Origin of the sequence: Clostridium lundense DSM 17049 (assembly GCF_000619945.1) — a bacterium.
GTDB lineage: Bacteria > Bacillota > Clostridia > Clostridiales > Clostridiaceae > Clostridium_AO > Clostridium_AO lundense.
On the sequence record NZ_JHVC01000016.1, the window covers coordinates 1 to 18,698 of the forward strand.

An 18,698-nucleotide genomic window follows, 5' to 3' on the forward strand; every position below is an offset into this window, starting at 1 on the left:
TTGAAGAACACAAGGTTGATAGGCTAGAGGTGTAAGTGTAGCAATACATTCAGCTGACTAGTACTAATAGGTCGAGGGCTTGATCTTAAAATTACTTTGTGCAATTTTGAAAGAATATTTCTTTCAAACTGATTTAAAACGAAATCGAAGATTTCTGTAAATCAGCATCTGGTGATTATGGCTCAAAGGTAACACCCGTTCCCATACCGAACACGAAGGTTAAGCTTTGAAGCGCTGATGGTACTGCAAGGGAGGCCTTGTGGGAGAGTAAGTCGTCGCCAGGTAATTATAAAAACACCAAGGTTTTACTTGGTGTTTTTTTATTTTTATAGTTTGTGTATATATTAAGCTTTTTATTATGTAAATAATAATTATATTTGTTCATATAGTAAATTTAACTGATTTACACGATTGATTTCTAGTTTTTTATAGATTTTTTCTTTATGACGTTTAACTGTATTTTCACTAATGCCTAGGTTCTCTGCAATCTTAGCATTAGTATAGCCCATGCGAAGAAAATCCGCTATTTGACATTCACGTTTAGTTATTCCTTTACTTTCCATTAAGTTAATCCATTTTATATCTTTTTTTTCACGAATATATTGAAAGAAGATAGCATAATTAGTTAAATACTGATTTTTTTCCGAGTCTTTAGTAATTAAATGTTCTATGGAAATCTCTAAATCCATTTTTCCTTGCAAATGATATTGCGTCATTCCACACTGAATATGTATTGGTAAAATCTGATCTTTAATTAATTTCTCAATGGAATTAATAGAATTCTTACCTGTGAATAATTCTAAAATTCGCATAGCTTCCTGATTAATTTGAAGAATTTGAAAGTTACTGTTACACAAAATCATACCAATAGGTAAACGAAATAATAGATTATGAATGGTAGTAGAATTTAGATTTTTCTCATGAAGGTGGAGATAAAATTGAAACTGTTTTTCAATAATAATACCAATTTCTTTTAGAATTAGTCGTTCTTTTTCAGTAAATCCAAAGGAATCCCTTTTATGATAAACTGCTACAGCTCCAATATATTCATTATGTTCTCCTCTTAGAAGTACTAATGCTTCATAATAGAAATTATTACGAGATAATACGTCATTATATAAAGCAGAAGATTCGTACTCATCAAAAGTCATAAAATCATCTACCATTAAAACAGTCTTTTCTAAATTTTTATTGTAATTAGCTGGAGCAAAAAAATCTTGCTCATAGCAATAATTATTATAGATGACCATAGATAATTGATTGAAATTTGCATAAGCAAGACGATGATAATAACCGTTGTCATCTATTATTGGGAAGGCAGCACCAGAAAAATCGAAATACTGTAGTATTAATTTAAGAGTATTTTCTTGAAAATTAATATCTATAGGATTTAATCCTTTTGAAAATTCTAATAATTTTTTGTAATCTTCTTTATCCAAAATATCCATTTTATCACCTCTAGGACAAATGCCCTATATAAATAGGGTGTTTGTGTAATTGTGATTTTATTATATAAATGCTACAATATGTTTGTCAATAAATTAACAATATTTTCTGAAAGGAAGGTATCATTATGGCTGTATTGAAGTTGTTACGTGCCCCATTAAAATATGTTCAAGGCAAAGGTGCATTATTGAAACTTTATGATGAAACAAAGGACTTAGGAAAATCTTTTCTATTTATCTGTAGCAATAGTGGATATAAGAGTTGCTATGAAAAAATAGAGAAGAGTTTTGAAGGAACAAATTGTAAACTACGTTTTGAAGTCTTTGGTGGAATTAGTTCTAATGGCGAAATTGAAAAGATGAGAAAGATAGTAAGAGAAGATAAAATTGAAGTTGTTGTAGGAATTGGTGGTGGTTCTGCAATTGATACTGCTAAAGCAACAGCGCATTATGAAAAATGTCCAGTAGTAGTTATACCTACTGTATGTGCAACTGATGCACCATGTACTGGACTTTCTGTTATTTATAATGATGATGGTACATTTGATAGTTATTTATTTTATCCAAGAAATCCAGAAGCGGTTATTGTTGATTCACAGGTTATTGCAAATGCTCCAGTGAAATTTTTAGTAGCAGGTATGGGAGATGCACTTGGAACTTATTTTGAAGCAAGAGCTTGTGTGAGGACTGATGCGCCAAGTTTAGAAAATGGTGGCATTGCATTATCCGCAATGGCTCTTTGTGAATTATGTTATAAAACATTAATTAAATGTGGTTATCAAGCAAAGTTAGCTTGTGAAAATCATTTAGTAACCTCAGCATTTGAAGCAATTGTAGAAGCTACAACTTATTTAAGTGGAGTAGGTGCTGATAATGGTGGACTAGCAGTGGCTCATTCTGTATACAATGGATTTACTGCATTGCCAGAATGTGAAAAGACTATGCATGGTTCTTTAGTTGCATTTGGGACTATTGCTCAATTAATTATAGAAAACGCTCCAAAAGAAGAAATAAAGGAAGTAATGGATTTTTGTTATAGTGTAGGACTACCAGTTACATTAAAAGAAGTTGGGGTAACTGATGTAACAAGAGTACGTATTGCAGCTGAAAAAGCATGTATACCAGGGGAAACAATACATAATATGGCTGGTGATGTGACACCAGATCAGTTATATGATGCATTACTCACTGTAGATTTGTTAGGTCAGGAATATTTAAAGAAATAAAATAGATATTGCTTAATGTTAGGAAAAGGAAATCCGTTTATTATATTTAGAAGTATAATAAACGGATTTTTAGTATTTCATTTTTGTTATGGATAAGTTATTTTATACACATGTTTACTATAATTAAGAAAATTATAGTAATTGTTAACAAAATATGATTATAAGCGTAGCCTAATAAAGTATTATATGTTATAATTTAACTCGCATGTTTACATAATATTATATTTTACAAATAAGCTTGTTTAAAATATTTTATTTAATATGTAGTAAATTATTATATATTTAGGATTGGAGATAACTATGGAAAACTTACAGGAAAATGATATTGATAATGAGATTATAACAAAAAAACAAACTTTATGGACAAGCCAATTTATATATTTGTCTATTGCTAATTTTTTCTTTTTTTTATCTTTTGAAATGCTGCTTCCAACATTACCGGTATATATTTCTCAATGTGGTGGAAGTGACTCTATAGTTGGAATAATAATGGGTATGTTTACTATTTCAGCTATCATAATAAGGCCTTTTTCTGATACAGCAATGCCTGGTTTTAGTAGAAAAAAATCACTAATGCTAGGCTCTTGGATTTGTGTAGTTACTACTATAGGTTACTATTTGTCAAAAACTGTAGGAATAATATTAGTTGATCGTATTTTACATGGTTTTGGTTTTGGATTAGTGACAACATTATTAGTCACTATAGTTACCAACTCAATCCCCAATGAACGTATGGGAGAAGGTATAGGATACTTTGGATTAGGGTCTACTATTGCAATGTCTTTAGGTTCTTTTCTTGGAATTTGGGTTCTTAATTCTTTTAAGGTTAAAGGATTATTTACCTTTGCAGCTATCTTGGTAGTAATAGCAATTATTTTTATGTGCTTAATATCAAAAGATGAAGGACCAAAATTAAATAGGAAAGAAAAGAAAAAAGTTAAATTAGATATGTCTAGCTTTTTTGAACCAAAAGCATTAGTACCATCTATTCTTATTATGCTTTTAGGATTCTCTTATGGTGGTATTTTAGGGTTTATTGCTTTATTTGGGAGACAAGTTGGTATTAGTAATGTAGGTTGGTTCTTTATGGGAGTTGCTATATGTGAAATTATTGTAAGATTGTTTGTAGGGAAAATATTTGATACAAAAGGCCCAGCTTGGGTTTTAATTCCTGGTGCTGTATTTGCATTAATAGGAACTATTATACTAGCTAAAATATCTAATAATACTAATATGATGATATCTTCCTTATTTTATGGAATTGGCTTTGGTGCACTTTTTCCATCATTACAAGCTTTAACTATTAATATTGTTCCAGAAGATAAAAGAAATTTAGCTAGTGCTACATTTTATAACGCTTTTGATTTAGGTATAGGCGGAGGCACTATAATTTTAGGTTTAGTAGTTCAATTAACAAGTTATAGTGATATGTTTTTATATTCATCTTTATTATTTGTAGTGTATTTAATTATATATGTATCCTATTTGATCAAGAATAGGGGTTATAGGTAATAGTGAGAGTGTAAGTTGTAGAGAAATATAAAAAATTAAAGCCAGAAAGTATTGATACTTTCTGGCAACATTAGTAAAATTTTAATAAAACTTAATTTTCTTCTTCTAAAAATATGTGTATATCAAAATTACCTATTGATGTTAAAATTGGTAGAAGTAAAGCTTTTTTATTAGCCATTGAATAAGATTTATATTCACCTATAAAAATTTGTGGTGGTACAATATCACATACATAATTATTAGAATTTAAAATTGTTAAAGCATTACCACCTATAATGTTGGCCATTTCTCCTAAAGCAGAAGATACAAAACTGTCTATCTCGTCCATTTCCATGCTGCACATGATTTTTATCATTTTTAAAGCCATTTCTTTAGGTAAACCAAAGAGAATTGAGCCTTTAAGGTCTCCAGTTACACCAAGAACAACATTTGCATCTTTACTGCTTATCATTCCTTCAACTAGTGATAAATCTCCTCTTTTTATTTCAACATCAAGCATTAAGTGGAATACATCTATAGTTGCTTTATAAAATGCATTTATATATTCTGACTTCACTACATTTCGCCTCCTTGATGTTTTACGTACAAACCAATTTTTTGGTCTGTTTGAGCTACATGCATAATAAGCCAAGCCATTAGTTTACCAGCAAGTTCTTGTACTACTTTTTTAGGATACCCATCTCTTTCTAGAATAGTTGCATAGTCATTAACCATTTTTTTAAAATCACTATGTATTTTTTTATGACTTTCTAAATCTGGATAATTTATTTTTTCTTGATAAATTTCCTCGGAATTAAAATGGGTTATTACATATTCTTGCATAAAAATCATAGTTTCTTTAACTTTATCTATCTTATCTTCCCAATTATTTTCATTCTGAACTACTTCTATAAATTCTGATACACGTTTAAATAACTCTTCATGCTGGGTATCAATTAATTCTACGCCAACTTTATACTTTTCTTTCCACATCATTTTTAAATCCATCCCCTTATTTGAAATTATATAAATATGGTATACATTTAAGGTGATTATATATATTAATTCAAGTATTGTCAAATATTCATTTATGTAGATTAAATGATGTAGGTAACATTTTAAGAAAAAATAAATGTGTAAAAGATGCTTTTTTACCTTCATCTTTAGTTAAATTATTGTTTTTAAGTTTAAGAAACATATAGTAGTTATTCGAGATTAGGAGATGTCTTTAGAATTAAAGGTTATATTTAATTTTTTAATTTTCCTGTATAGTGTGCTTAGCCCAATACCTAAATACTCAGCAGCCTGTTTCTTGCCTTGAGTTGAATATCCATATATATAAAGTGCATTTATAATTTGTTGTCTTTCAGATTCATTAATTGATATTTTTAAAGATCTATTTAAACTTGGTATAGGTTCTTCATAAGAAACATCTTCTGTTTTATTATTTACACGTGATTGAGAAGATATTATTAATTCAGGTAAACTATATGGTGAGATAAGGTGGTTTGTTTCTATGTTAACAGCATATTCTATAGCATTTTCTAATTCTCTTACATTACCTGGCCAATGATAATTTATTAATTTTATGATACTATATTGTTCAAAATCATTAATATCTTTTGATAATAGGTTAGCATATTTTTTTAAAAAGCATCTGGATAGAGGAATAATATCTTCTTTTCTTTGTCTTAGTGGAGGGATGTTTATAGGAATAACATTAATTCTATAGTATAAGTCCTGTCTAAATAAATTTTTTTTAATAAGTTGCTGTAAATTTCTATTTGTAGCTGCAATAATTCTTACATCTACAGGTTTAGGCATAATCCCCCCAACTCTTTCAATAACCTTTTCCTGAAGTACTCTAAGAATTTTAGGTTGTAAGCTTAAAGGCATATCACCTATTTCATCTAAAAAAAGTGTACCTTGGTGAGCTAATTCGAATTTTCCAGGTTTTCCACTTTTGCTTGCCCCCGTAAAAGAGCCACTTTCATATCCAAATAGTTCACTTTCTAACAAAGTATCAGGTATTGCACTACAATTAATGGCTATAAAAGGCATATCTTTTCTTTTACTTGATGAGTGAATTGCTTTTGCAAATAATTCTTTTCCAGTACCACTTTCACCAGATAGAAGTACAGTGGAATCAGACGGAGCTATTTTTTTAGCTAGATTTTTTACTTTTTCAATTGAAGAACTGCCACCTTTTATATAATCGAATGTATATCTTGTGTTGGCTAATGTAAAAGATTCAAACTTTTTTCTGGTTTTATTTAATTCCTGAAAAAAGCATACAATACCTTGAGTTATATAGTTATATTTAAGTGGTTGTATGGTTAGTATTACTGGAATTTTACGATTAATAGTTTTAAAAATCGAATGTACTGAATCTAACGGTACTCCAGTTTCTAAGGTTTTTGTAATAGAATCGCAGGTTATTTTGTCTTCAAAGTTTTTATTTAATATTGAATGTGCTTTCATTCCTAGAATAATTTCAGCGTTATGATTAAAATGAATTACTATTCCTTCAGAGTTAATTGAGATTATACCCTCAGTATAAGCTTCAGTTATTGCACTAAGATTTTGAGCTAGTAATAAGGTTTGTTTAAGCATTAGTTCATTTTTTATCTTTGTAGCTAACAAATCCGACATTTTTTCCATGTAATTTAAATAATTTTCATAGTTACTTAAGATTTTGTTTGCAAGTTCAATTGTAAGAGCAATTAAACCTATTGCAGCTACTGTTTTCCCATCAACTATTACTGGAATAAGCATTGTGACCTTTTCCTTGCAGAAGCTCTTTCCTATACAACTTTTGCAGGTTTCTGAACTACCAGGATTTGATATAAAATAATTTTTGCCGGTGTTTAAAACTTTTTGAAATGTATAACTTTCTGGTAATACAGTGTTAATATCTTTATAATATACTCCGGTACCAGCAATTCTTGTCATATTAGTATCTACAATTGTAATATCGATATCTAAAACTGAGCTAATAGCTTCCGCAATCTGTTGAGCAAAGCTTTGGATTTCTTTAGTTTTTAAAATAGGCACTATGCTCACCTCTTTCATGTATTTATTATAAAAGGTTCTATAAAAACTCTCAAATTCCTTCGAAAGTATTCTTGATAATGAGAAATATATTGGTAAAAATCAGAAATTTATTGCCAAAAGTGAGAAAAGCATTGGGAATTAAGAAACGAAAACTGATAAGTAGCAGATGGGATTTACTAAGTTTTTTGCATATAAGTTGAAAGTTTATTATATGCTGTTTATAGCTAAGGTTTCCAGTAGTAAATGAATTTTATTAAGATTTTTTCAGTACATATATATAGCTTGTAACTTCTTATTTAGAATATTTGATGTTAACTGGTATGAAAATTGCTTTATAACAATTAGTAATTACAAATATAGCTAATGACATTATAAAAAATACTAGAATAAGGAGGTAATTAGTTAAATGAGAACATCCTTTACTGCAAATAATATTTCTCCATCTATGACCTTATCAATTGGAGAAAAGGCTAAAAAGCTAAAAAAAGAGGGAATTGATATTATTTCATTTGCTCAGGGAGAGCCAGATTTTAATACTCCTGAAGCAATAAAACAAGCAGGTATAAAAGCCATTGAGGATAATTTTACCAGATACACTGCTACTTCTGGGATTAAAGAACTTAAAGAGGCAATTTCCTTAAAATTAAAAAATGAAAATGGAATAGAATACAGCCCTGAAGAGATTGTGGTATCTACTGGTGCAAAGCAGGTAATTTATAATACATTACTATCTTTATGTGGATCGGGTGATGAAGTGATTATTCCTACACCTTGCTGGGTAAGTTACACAGAACAGGTTAAGATGGTTGGGGCTAAACCGATTTTAGTAGAAACATTGGAAGCAAAAAATTTTGTACCTGAGCCACATGCTATAGCTGAGAAGATAACTCCAAAGACAAAAGCTATCATATTAAGTACGCCAAACAATCCAACAGGCGCAGTTTATGGAAAAGATGTTTTAAAGGAAATTGCTGAATTAGCAGTGAAAAATCAGATATTTATTATTGCAGATGAAGTTTATGAAAAGTTGATTTATGACAGTGAAAAGCATATAAGCATAGCAGGGATTAATGAGAAAATTAAAGAACTTACTGTAACTATAAACGGGTGGTCCAAAGCTTATGCCATGACTGGTTGGAGACTTGGTTATGCAGCAGGACCTGTTGATATTATAGAAGCAATTGATAAACTTCAGGGACATATTACAGGAAATCCTAATTCTATTTCACAAAAGGCTGGACTATATGCATTGCTCTATAATGAAGATTATAATTTAATGATACCTGAATATAATAGGAGACGAAAATATATAGTAGATAAGCTTAATTCACTTAATGGTATCAACTGTAGGATACCTAAAGGTGCATTTTATGTTTTTCCAAATGTTAAAGGATTGTATGGAAAGAAAGTGGGAAATAAAATAATAAATAGTTCAATGGATGTAGCTACTTTTTTACTTGATGAAGCTCATGTGGCAGTAGTTCCTGGAGAAGCCTTTGCTGCGGAGGGGTATATTAGGCTATCATATGTTACCCCTATTGAAGACATTAAAAGGGCATTAAATCAAATAGAGAAAGCGTTAAAAAAACTTGATAATGTTTAATGAAAATTTCTTTATAGAGAGACTTAATTAAAAAAGCTAAAATTATGGATATTATAAAATTTTTTAAGTATAAAGGAGAAATATAATATGAGAATATCAACAATAAAGTTAAATGGTTTAGAAGTAGGAAGTATTGTAACTTCAAATGGTGTTGTACCGATAAGTTCAATAAATAAAAGATTTAATGAGAATTGGGAAACTGATACATTTGGAATTATTAAATCTGGTCAACTTGAAGAGATAAACAGTTGGTATTGTCATGGTGGCAAAGAGCAATTAGAAGCATTGAAGGAAGATGTTATTTATTTTCCGGAAATTAAATTTGCTCCCTTATATCGTTATCCGAGAAAAATTTTTGGTATAGGACTTAATTATGTGGAACATGCAGCTGATTTATCTGAGAAAGCACCTAATACTGAGCCTGCTAGTTTTTTTAAACCTGATACAACTATTATTGGACATGGTGATACAATTAAAATACCCATTCAATCTGAAAAAACTACTGCAGAGGCAGAACTAGGAATAATCTTTAGCAAGGAATGTGAAAATGTTGAAAAAGAAGATTGGTTAAATGTTATTGCAGGTTTTACAACAATAATGGATATGACAGCAGAAGATATTTTGAGGAAAAATCCTAGATATTTGACCCGTGCAAAAAGTTTTCAAACTTTTTTTAGCTTTGGACCACAGTTGGTCACGCCTGACGAGATTGAGGATGTTTTAAAATTAAAAGTATCCACTGTATTAAATGGAAAGGTACAAGGCCAAAATTTTGTAAAAAATATGACTTTTCCACCAGATTATTTGGTTTCATTTCACTCAAAGGTTATGAGAATGTTTCCAGGTGATATTATTTCAACTGGTACACCTAGAGCTGTTCAAATTAATCATGGTGATGTTGCAGAATGCTGGATTGATGGATTTCAAAGTTTGATTAATCCAGTTATTGATAAAAAATTATAAAACGATGGAGGATACTGATATAATAATAACCTCATTCAAAGCAGAAAAAGCGATGGTATATAGTAGCATAACTTCTTCTGCTTTGAGTGAAAAAAGGTTTTATACTTCTGAGCCCCAAATAACTACATTTTGATTAATTAAAACAAACTTATTATTTTCCCATTTTAAAGTATTCAAAACATATCCTAAGGAGTCTGCATTATATCTTCCAGCTATTTTTTGATATGCCAATAGTTCATATACTTTATTAGAATCAAAATCCACAGGATACAATCCGCTTAACGGATTTACAAATCCACTAATTGGGGCTCTTAGTTTACCGTTTTTATCATATATTTCATTTAAGTAAGTAGCGCTTTTATTAGATATATCTATAATATATTTCAGATTATTTTTTCTACTGATAACTTCGACCTTGTAATTATCTTTATAAGTAACATCATATTTATATTCCTCATTATATGCATTAAAGTCAAATAATAATTTTTCCTTATTATTGATAAATGAATAAATATAATGATACATTATTGCGCCACTACCACCTGAATCAATGCTTATTAGTATATCTGCTACACCATCTCCAGTAAAATCATTTAAAAGCAAATTAGGATTATATCCTGTATTTTCAGCTAATGGTATACTAGTAAACTTGCCTGTAACTCCATCCTGTATTACAAGGGTAATATTTTGGGTAAATGGACTAGGTGGGGTTCTTATACCAGTTAAATATATGTTGTCTGGTATTTTGTCGCCAGTAACATCTCCCCATGCATAAGAAACGATGCTTGGATACATATTATCAGCTCTAAAATAACAATTATACATAAATTGCTCCTTTACATTATAAGATTTCTATATATTATGCCTTAAGAAGCAAATATGCTATAAGTTTAAACCATTAGATAGACCTAGTTTTATTCTCTACCTTTCATGGAGTATTTTTGGGGGGCAATGTTTACATTGTCTTTTATAGTAGAAGAGAGGATTATGAATGTTTCAGTATTTCCGAATACCTGAATTTTTCCGATCAACTTTTCTAGGCTCGGCATATCAGGAACTCTGGCTTTTAGAATTTTGCAATAGGGTCCTGTTACATGATGACACTCTATAATTGAATCCTCAGTTTTAATGAACTCCATAAATTTTTCGTTTTGCTGAATGTTCATGTCTACATTAATAAGAACATTGATTGTTTGCCCTATTTTTTCATAGTTAATAATAGCCTTATAGCCATTTATCACACCAATTTCTTCAAGTCTTTTTACTCTTTCAGCGGTTGCAGGTGCTGAAAGGGATACTTTTTGGGAAAGTTCCTTCATGGATATTCTTCCATCCTGTAAAAGTACTTTTAGAATTTTATGATCGGTAGAATCCATATATAATGCCTCCTTGTTATCAATAATAATCCTTTTCAAATATATCCTTTATTTCAGATACTTTATTTGTATATCCAAGTGCGACAATAAGCTTTATTCTTGCTTTATGTGCGTTAAGATTATCTCCTAAAATAACTCCCTTTTGAGTAAGTTCTCTTCCTGCGCCTTCATAACCGTAGTCATCAAGAACTTTGCCCATAAGACATCTTGAAACTAGAACTACAGGGATATTTTTATTTAAAGCATATTCTACACCTGGAACCATCTTTGGTGGAATATTTCCTCTGCCCATTCCTTCAATGATTAAACCTTGCGTACCTGAGTCTACACAAAATCTTATGAGGCGATCATCCATACCACAGCCACATTTTATTATATCCACTTGACTAGTGGTATTTGCAGCTGGGATATATTGTCTTTTGGTATAGTTGTAGTAGAAATATACTTTTTCATTGTCAACAAAGCCGATAGGGCCAAAATCCATGCTCTTAAAAGTGTCGAGAGTATGAGTATTAGTTTTAGTGACTTGTGAAGCAGCATGTATCTCATTATTCATAACTACCATAACACCTCTGTTATATGCTTCATCTGCTGCAGCTGTATTTACTGCATCAATTAGGTTTCTAGGGCCATCCCAACCAAATTCTGAGCTGTTTTTCATAGAACCTACAAAAATTACAGGATTAGTGTATTTATATGTGAGATCTACTAAGTAGGCTGTTTCTTCTAGTGAATCTGTTCCATGAGTAACAACAACACCATCATAACCTTCTAAGGTAACTTTATCATTTATTATTTGTGACAGTTCAAGCATTTTCTTAGGAGTCATATGAGGACCTGGAAGCATACCAAAATTTATAAAATCAACATTTGCTACTTTTTCAATTCCAGGAGTAAGCTTTATAATGTCATCACCTGTCATAGCAGGTACAGCTGCATGAGTAATTTCGCTCTGTTTCATGGATATTGTTCCACCAGTAAAGATGATAATAATGTTTTTCATTGTTACGATCCTTCCTTATATTATAGTATAAAAAAGCTGTTTAACTACAGCTTTTAACCAACAATTTAAGTTTAACATGGCTAATTTTAAGTGTACATGCATTATAAAAGGTATGATGATGTTTAAATTTAATAAAATTATTAAATTTATTAAATTTAATGAATTAAATTAAGAATAATAAGGTTATATCTTAATTTAATAATCAATGAAATTAATACCATATTTATGGGTTATAAATTTTATAAAAATTATATACTATGAAAATTTGCATGTGATTTAATGTTGCTTTATGTAATATTGTGTTGAATATAAATATATATTGTAGTATTTACGAAAAATAATAAGAGATATATAATTGTTAAGAATACATAAACCGATAAATGTAATATTATGGAGGTATTTTTATGTGGGATATCGAAAAAATAATTGTATGTTTATTTGTTATATTACTGCTCTTTTATATGATACGATTATCACATTTTACAAGACAAAAGTGGGAATTAAAGACTTATACCTTTAGAATATTGCTTATGGGATTATCATTGATTACAATTGCTACTTTTTTTGATATGGTATCTCCTATAATTAATATTAAATCAATACATGCATTGATAAAAGCATGTTTTACCTTGGGAGCTATTATTTATATAATAGGTATAATATTGTGGAGTAATTATACAAAGAAAGTTATTGAAAAATTTGAAGAATTAGCATTAAAAGATTCTATGACAAATTTATTCAACAGAAAAGGAATGGAGAAAGCATATAAGGAGATTTATGAAAGGAATAGTCCTTTTTATGTTATTATTTGTGATCTTGATGAAATGAAAAAAATTAATGATAGATATGGTCATTTACAGGGAGATGAATATATTACAAGTACTGCTAAAATTATTACGGATGCAATAGGTACAAGGGGATATATTGGAAGAATTGGTGGAGATGAATTTATTATAATTTTAGAATATGAAGATATACAACAAATTGAAGAAATTGTATTTACAATAAAAAAGTTGGTTTACGAAATTTTTCCTCAAAAAAATACAGGAATAAGTCTAGGATATTCACTGTTTCCTGATGATGGAAAGAACCTTGAAGATCTAATAAAAGTTGCAGATGAAAGAATGTATAAGGATAAACAAATTAGGAAAAAGCGTGCATAATGAATATATAACTTTATAGAATGGTATATAGGCGTATGTTATAATTTAACTGTAATTAAATGATTATTAATATATTATATTGCATTAAAAAAGAGGGCGGTTTTATGTTAACAATACTTATAGTTGAAGATGATATTACCCTAAATAATGGAATTATGTTATCCTTGCGACAAAAGGATATAGATATTAAACAAGCCTATAATATTAAACAAACAAAGAAGATACTATTAGATAAAACAATTGATCTTATTATTCTTGATGTAAACTTACCAGATGGAAGCGGATTTGATCTATGCAAGGAAATTCGTCAGACATCTTCTGTTCCTATAATATTTTTGACTGCTAATGATATGGAAATTGATGTGGTTACAGGATTAGAACTTGGGGGAGATGATTATATTACCAAGCCATTTAGTCTTATGATTTTACGAGCAAGAGTAATGGCAATATTAAGGCGTTCTAAGAGTATAAAAACTGATGACAAAATTCAAATAGACAATATGATATTTAATTTTGATACTATGGAATTTACTAAAAATGATGAAAGAATTATTCTTAGCAAAACAGAGCAAAGGCTTCTTAAAATATTTTTAGCTAACAAAGGTAATATTTTATCGCGTTCACAGCTTGTTGATAAAATTTGGACTGATGGATCTGAGTATGTGGATGAAAATGCTCTTACTGTAACAGTAAGCAGGCTTAGAAATAAAATAGAGGATACTCCTAATTCCCCCAAATATATAAAAACAATATATGGCATGGGATATATGTGGTCTGGTGGTGAAGTTAATGAATAAAGTTACTCAAAACTCATTTCATAGGGTTTATTTCATTTTTGGAGGATTGTTTATACTACTAACTGTGGGGATGTTATCATTTTTATTATCTGGGATAAATGTAGTAAAAATAACTTTTGTTAGGATTATATTTATATATGCTTTGGCTGTGTTAATGCTGTCAATTTTTTTTGTTTTTATACTAAAATCAAAGGTAACAATAGTTATGAAGACTATTGATGAAATCATAGATGATGCAATAAGTGGAAAAGATAATAAAGATATAGATTACGATGAAACTTCTATTTCTGCATTGGAAAGCAAAATGTATCATTTTGTCACAATATCAAAATCTAATACAGATGCAATTAATAAGGAACGAAATAAGATTAAAAGTCTTATTTCAGATATTTCACATCAAACTAAAACTCCAATAGCAAATATCTTGCTGTATTCAGAATTACTACTTGATAAATCTATAATAAATAATGATGAGAAACAATTAGTTAAGGGAATAAAGGTTCAATCTGAAAAGCTTAAATGGTTGATACAATCTCTTGTCAAAATGTCACGACTTGAAGTAGGTATTGTGTCGGCCAATAAAGTTTTGATTCCAGTATTTGGAACAATAAGCAACTCCGTTGAGCAGGTATTTTCTTCTGCTGACAAAAAGAAAATACAGATTACAGTATCTTGTAGTGAAGACATAAAAGCATATCATGATAGCAAATGGACAAGTGAAGCTCTTATTAACATATTTGAAAATGCTATTAAATATACACATGCAAATGGAAAGATTAATGTTACAGTTAAGCAGTATGAGATATTTACTAGAATAGATATTTCGGATACTGGCATAGGAATCCATGAAAATGAATTTAATAATATATTTAAACGTTTTTACAGAAGTGATAGAGTATCTCAATATGAGGGGGTTGGCATAGGGCTTTATCTTACAAGAAAAATTATTTCATCACAGGGTGGATACATTAAGGTTAAATCACAGATTAATAAAGGGTCTGTATTTTCAATATTTCTACCCAATACTAAATAGATCCTAAATATTTCAAAACTGTTATATTTGAGATAGCAGTTTGTTAGATTTAAATAATATAGTATATACATAACAAGGTATATACTAATATTTTTTAGGGGGAAATTATAATGTCAGTGTTAAGAACTAAAGGATTAAAAAAATGTTATGGAAAAGGAGAAAATACAGTAAGTGCTTTAGATGGAGTAGATTTAAATATAGAACAAGGAGAATTTGTTGCTATTGTGGGAACATCTGGAAGTGGTAAAAGTACTCTTTTGCATATGCTTGGTGGACTTGATCGTCCCACATCAGGTACTGTAGAAGTTGAAGGTAAAAATATATTTGAATTTGATGATGAAGAGCTTACTATATTTCGACGCAGAAAAATAGGTTTTATATTTCAGAATTATAATCTTATTCCTATATTAAATGCCTATGAAAATATTATCCTTCCAATTGAGCTGGATGGAAATAAGGTTGATAAAAGGTATGTAAACAGTGTAATATCTGTTCTTGGAATTGAAAGCAAAATTAGAAATTATCCTAATAACCTTTCAGGCGGACAGCAGCAGCGTGTAGCTATTGCAAGAGCGTTAGCAACTAGACCTGCAATAATTCTTGCAGATGAGCCTACTGGTAACCTTGATAGCAAAACAAGCTTGGATGTATTAGGACTTTTAAAAACCACAGGTCAACGTTTCAACCAAACCATAGTTATGATAACTCATAATGAGGAAATAGCTCAAATGGCAGACCGCACCATCAGAATTGAAGATGGGAAGATAATGAACAAGGCGGTGAAGGACTGATGATAGGCACTAGAAATAAAAGAGCAATTAACAATATTGCCTTTAAAAGTATAAAGGCAAATAAAATGAGAAATATATTTGCAATAGTTGCAATAGCATTGACTACTATATTATTTACAAGTCTTTTAACAATAGGAATTAGCATGAGTAAATCCATAGAACAGAGTACTATGAGACAAGTTGGGGGAAGTGCTCATGGTACCTTTAAATTTCTTACTATAGAAGAATTTAATCAATTAAAAGATCATAAGCTTATTAAGGATATTGGCTATTCTATATTTGTTAGCCCAGCGGAAAACAAGGAGCTTTTAAGAAGACCAACAGAAATGCGATATGCTACTGATAAGGGAGCAAAATTTATGTTTTCTTTGCCAACTACAGGAAGAATGCCTGAAGAGGAAAATGAAATAGCTACAGATACAATAGTTCTTGATAAGCTTAAAATTCCACATAAAATAGGAGAAAAGGTTACACTATCTTATGTTATTAACGGTAGAAAAGTAACTCGAGATTTTATTCTTTCAGGATACTTTAAAGGAGATAATGTGGCTACTTCAAGTATGGCATGGGTATCAGAAAAGTTTGTCAAAACAAATCTTGCAGGAATAGATCAGAAGTATGTAAAAAAACATATGAAAGAAGTGGGGTTTACAGGACTTATTTTTGCAGACGTAATGTTTTCAAACAGCTTTAATGTAGAAAAAAAGATGCTAACGGTACTAAATGATAATGGATATACAAAAGATGATATACCTATAGGTGTAAATTGGGCATATACTGCATCAAATATTGTAGCAAGTTTAGGAACAATACTTAGTATAATAGGTGCAATACTACTTATTACATTCAGTGGATATCTTATAATTTATAATATATTCTACATTTCAATAGCAAAAGATACTAAATTTTATGGGGTGCTGAAAACTATAGGAACTACTCCAAAACAAATAAGGAGTATAGTAAAAAAACAAGCTATAATACTCTGTATTATAGGAATACCTATAGGATTAGTGATGGGATATATATTAGGCTCAATACTTTTACCTTTTGCAATGCAGGTATTAGCGTATCCTTATGCAAAAACTGATTCTAATCCTTTAATATTTATAGGTTCAGCATTATTTTCAATTATAACTGTATGGATAAGCTGCCGTAAACCTAGAAAAATAGCTTCAAAAATATCACCTATTGAGGCAGTACGATATACTGATGCTTCAATTAGCGAAAAGAGAAATAAGAAAAAATCAATTAATGGAGCAAAACTTCACAAAATGGCTTTATCTAATATATTTAGAAATAAGAAGAAGGCATTAATTGTAATAACTTCTCTTTCACTTAGCATAATACTTTTTAATAGCGTTTATACAATAGTTACAGGCTTTGATATGGATAAATATGTTAGTGGAGAGATATGTAGCGACTTTGCCATAGCCGATGTAAATTACTTTAATCCTCAAAGAGGGTACAATGGTCAAGATACTGTCACAGAAAATATAGTAAATGAAATAGGGTCTGTTAAAGGAATTAAGGATGTTGGAAGAATATACTATAAAGAGCTTAAGCATAAACTAAGTGACCAATCTTTGAATTGGTTTAAAAACTCAATTGACTTAAATAGTAATGACTTTTATACAAAAACTGATGCAAAGGAGGCACTTAAATCTGGTGAAATAACCCTACACATTAGCGGATTAGATAAATTTATATGGAATAAATTTGAGATTAAAAAGGGGAAATTTGATGGAGATAAATTTGCTACAGGAGATTATGTTATAATTAGCTTTCCTTGTTTTGAAACAAAATTTCCTGTAGATACAAGTAAAATGCAAAATGTAGATAGAGAGCATACTTACTCTTATTATGATGTGGGTGAAAATATTAAAATAACTTATGATAATGGCAATGAAAAAAACTATAAAGTAATGGCAATAGCTAGTATGCCCCACAATATTGGCTCAAGAAAATATTATGGAGATGGAACAGAAGTTTATATTCCATCAGATGAATTTAAGTCTAATATAAATAGACCTATTATACTGACAACTTTATTTGATGTAGAAGATAAATATATAGACAATGTTGAAAATTACCTTGCTGATTATATAAAAACAAAGGAACCCTTATTAGGATATGAATCTAGAGATTTATTTGTAAAGGAGTTTAAGAAAACTCAAACAACCTATAATACAGTAGGATATTCCCTTAGTTTTGTAGTAGCATTAATAGGAATTCTGAATTTTACTAACTCTATGATTACAAGTATAATATCACGTAGACGTGAACATGCAATGTTCCAAAGTATAGGAATGACAAGTAAGCAGCTCAATAGAATGCTTATATTTGAAGGATTGTACTATTCTTTATTTACCATATTAATGGTTTCTACAATTGGTATGGGGCTTAATTATTTAATTGTAGATGCAATTGCAGCAAGTAAGTGGTTTTTTACCTATCACTTTACACTTATACCTATATTAATTTGTACGCCATTTCTTGTAGCAATTTCTGTTATTATACCCGTGGTATGCCACAAAACTACTAGCAAGATGAGTATAGTAGAGAGATTAAGAGAAATAGAATAAAGGTATTAAATATAAACTTATTGAAGATAAGAAGTATAATTTGCCTTATGTTAAAATAAATTCGGAATACAGGATTAGTAAGAATGCTATTAATGAATGGCTTAAAACAAGAGTGGAACTTAACACTGATAAATAGAAAAAATAGGTTATGGTGTAATTAGCACTATAACC

16 protein-coding genes and 2 rRNA genes are annotated in these 18,698 nt (G+C 29.7%); 11 read left to right on the forward strand and 7 right to left on the reverse strand.

Going from position 1 to position 18,698, the window contains the following annotated elements:
• Both T514_RS0116500 and rrf read left to right on the forward strand, forming a co-directional pair.
• Positions 1-87: ribosomal RNA gene (locus tag T514_RS0116500) — 23S ribosomal RNA — on the forward strand; the annotation flags it as partial.
• Between the two features lie 80 nt (positions 88-167).
• Positions 168-284 (forward strand): 5S ribosomal RNA (gene rrf / locus T514_RS0116505).
• An 87-nt stretch (positions 285-371) separates the two neighbouring features.
• Here the strand turns inward: rrf and T514_RS27395 are convergent.
• Positions 372-1,448 (reverse strand): helix-turn-helix transcriptional regulator, encoded by a 1,077-nt coding sequence (locus T514_RS27395; protein WP_027625764.1) that lies wholly within the window; start codon positions 1,446-1,448, stop codon positions 372-374.
• A 125-nt stretch (positions 1,449-1,573) separates the two neighbouring features.
• Between T514_RS27395 and T514_RS0116515 the strand changes: the two genes are divergently transcribed.
• Both T514_RS0116515 and T514_RS0116520 read left to right on the forward strand, forming a co-directional pair.
• Positions 1,574-2,671: a glycerol dehydrogenase gene (locus tag T514_RS0116515; RefSeq protein ID WP_027625765.1), complete on the forward strand. Its 1,098-nt coding sequence runs from the start codon at positions 1,574-1,576 to the stop codon at positions 2,669-2,671.
• 300 nt (positions 2,672-2,971) lie between these two features.
• Positions 2,972-4,183, forward strand: a complete 1,212-nt coding sequence (locus T514_RS0116520) for an MFS transporter (RefSeq protein WP_051542094.1) — start codon at positions 2,972-2,974, stop codon at positions 4,181-4,183.
• A 91-nt stretch (positions 4,184-4,274) separates the two neighbouring features.
• Here the strand turns inward: T514_RS0116520 and T514_RS0116525 are convergent, their stop codons facing one another.
• From T514_RS0116525 to T514_RS0116535, 3 genes are all read right to left on the reverse strand, one after another.
• The gene (locus tag T514_RS0116525; protein ID WP_027625767.1) at positions 4,275-4,739 is read right to left on the reverse strand and encodes a chemotaxis protein CheX; all 465 of its coding nucleotides are present in this window, start codon (positions 4,737-4,739) and stop codon (positions 4,275-4,277) included.
• Positions 4,739-5,158, reverse strand: coding sequence for a bacteriohemerythrin (locus tag T514_RS0116530; protein ID WP_027625768.1), 420 nt, complete (start codon positions 5,156-5,158; stop codon positions 4,739-4,741). Before T514_RS0116530 ends, T514_RS0116525 begins: the two co-directional genes overlap by 1 nt.
• A 219-nt stretch (positions 5,159-5,377) precedes the next feature.
• Positions 5,378-7,216 (reverse strand): sigma-54 interaction domain-containing protein, encoded by a 1,839-nt coding sequence (locus T514_RS0116535; RefSeq protein ID WP_051542095.1) that lies wholly within the window; start codon positions 7,214-7,216, stop codon positions 5,378-5,380.
• Between the two features lie 406 nt (positions 7,217-7,622).
• Between T514_RS0116535 and T514_RS0116540 the strand changes: the two genes are divergently transcribed.
• Positions 7,623-8,819, forward strand: a complete 1,197-nt coding sequence (locus tag T514_RS0116540) for a pyridoxal phosphate-dependent aminotransferase (protein WP_027625770.1) — start codon at positions 7,623-7,625, stop codon at positions 8,817-8,819.
• An 87-nt stretch (positions 8,820-8,906) separates the two neighbouring features.
• Entirely contained in the window at positions 8,907-9,782 is an 876-nt protein-coding gene (locus T514_RS0116545) for a fumarylacetoacetate hydrolase family protein (protein WP_027625771.1), read from the forward strand.
• A gap of 99 nt (positions 9,783-9,881) precedes the next feature.
• Here T514_RS0116545 and T514_RS0116550 read toward each other — a convergent pair whose 3' ends face one another.
• From T514_RS0116550 to T514_RS0116560, 3 genes are all read right to left on the reverse strand, one after another.
• Entirely contained in the window at positions 9,882-10,607 is a 726-nt protein-coding gene (locus T514_RS0116550) for a hypothetical protein (protein ID WP_027625772.1), read from the reverse strand.
• An 89-nt stretch (positions 10,608-10,696) separates the two neighbouring features.
• On the reverse strand, positions 10,697-11,158 hold the full coding sequence (locus T514_RS0116555) for an Lrp/AsnC family transcriptional regulator (RefSeq protein ID WP_027625773.1): 462 nt from the start codon (positions 11,156-11,158) through the stop codon (positions 10,697-10,699).
• Positions 11,159-11,177: 19 nt separating this feature from the next.
• Positions 11,178-12,161, reverse strand: a complete 984-nt coding sequence (locus tag T514_RS0116560; RefSeq protein WP_027625774.1) for an asparaginase — start codon at positions 12,159-12,161, stop codon at positions 11,178-11,180.
• 404 nt (positions 12,162-12,565) lie between these two features.
• On the opposite strand from T514_RS0116560, the gene T514_RS0116565 reads away from it, so the two are divergent.
• From T514_RS0116565 to T514_RS0116585, 5 genes are all read left to right on the forward strand, one after another.
• Positions 12,566-13,324 (forward strand): GGDEF domain-containing protein, encoded by a 759-nt coding sequence (locus tag T514_RS0116565; protein WP_027625775.1) that lies wholly within the window; start codon positions 12,566-12,568, stop codon positions 13,322-13,324.
• 104 nt (positions 13,325-13,428) lie between these two features.
• Positions 13,429-14,121, forward strand: a complete 693-nt coding sequence (locus tag T514_RS0116570) for a response regulator transcription factor (RefSeq protein WP_027625776.1) — start codon at positions 13,429-13,431, stop codon at positions 14,119-14,121.
• A complete protein-coding gene (locus T514_RS0116575; RefSeq protein ID WP_034869471.1) occupies positions 14,114-15,154 on the forward strand; it encodes a sensor histidine kinase in 1,041 nt (346 codons plus the stop codon). Before T514_RS0116570 ends, T514_RS0116575 begins: the two co-directional genes overlap by 8 nt.
• Positions 15,155-15,264: 110 nt before the next feature.
• On the forward strand, positions 15,265-15,945 hold the full coding sequence (locus tag T514_RS0116580; protein WP_027625778.1) for an ABC transporter ATP-binding protein: 681 nt from the start codon (positions 15,265-15,267) through the stop codon (positions 15,943-15,945).
• The gene (locus T514_RS0116585) at positions 15,945-18,527 is read left to right on the forward strand and encodes an ABC transporter permease (RefSeq protein WP_051542097.1); all 2,583 of its coding nucleotides are present in this window, start codon (positions 15,945-15,947) and stop codon (positions 18,525-18,527) included. The genes T514_RS0116580 and T514_RS0116585 overlap by 1 nt, the downstream gene beginning before the upstream one ends.
• Positions 18,528-18,698: the final 171 nt, after the last annotated feature.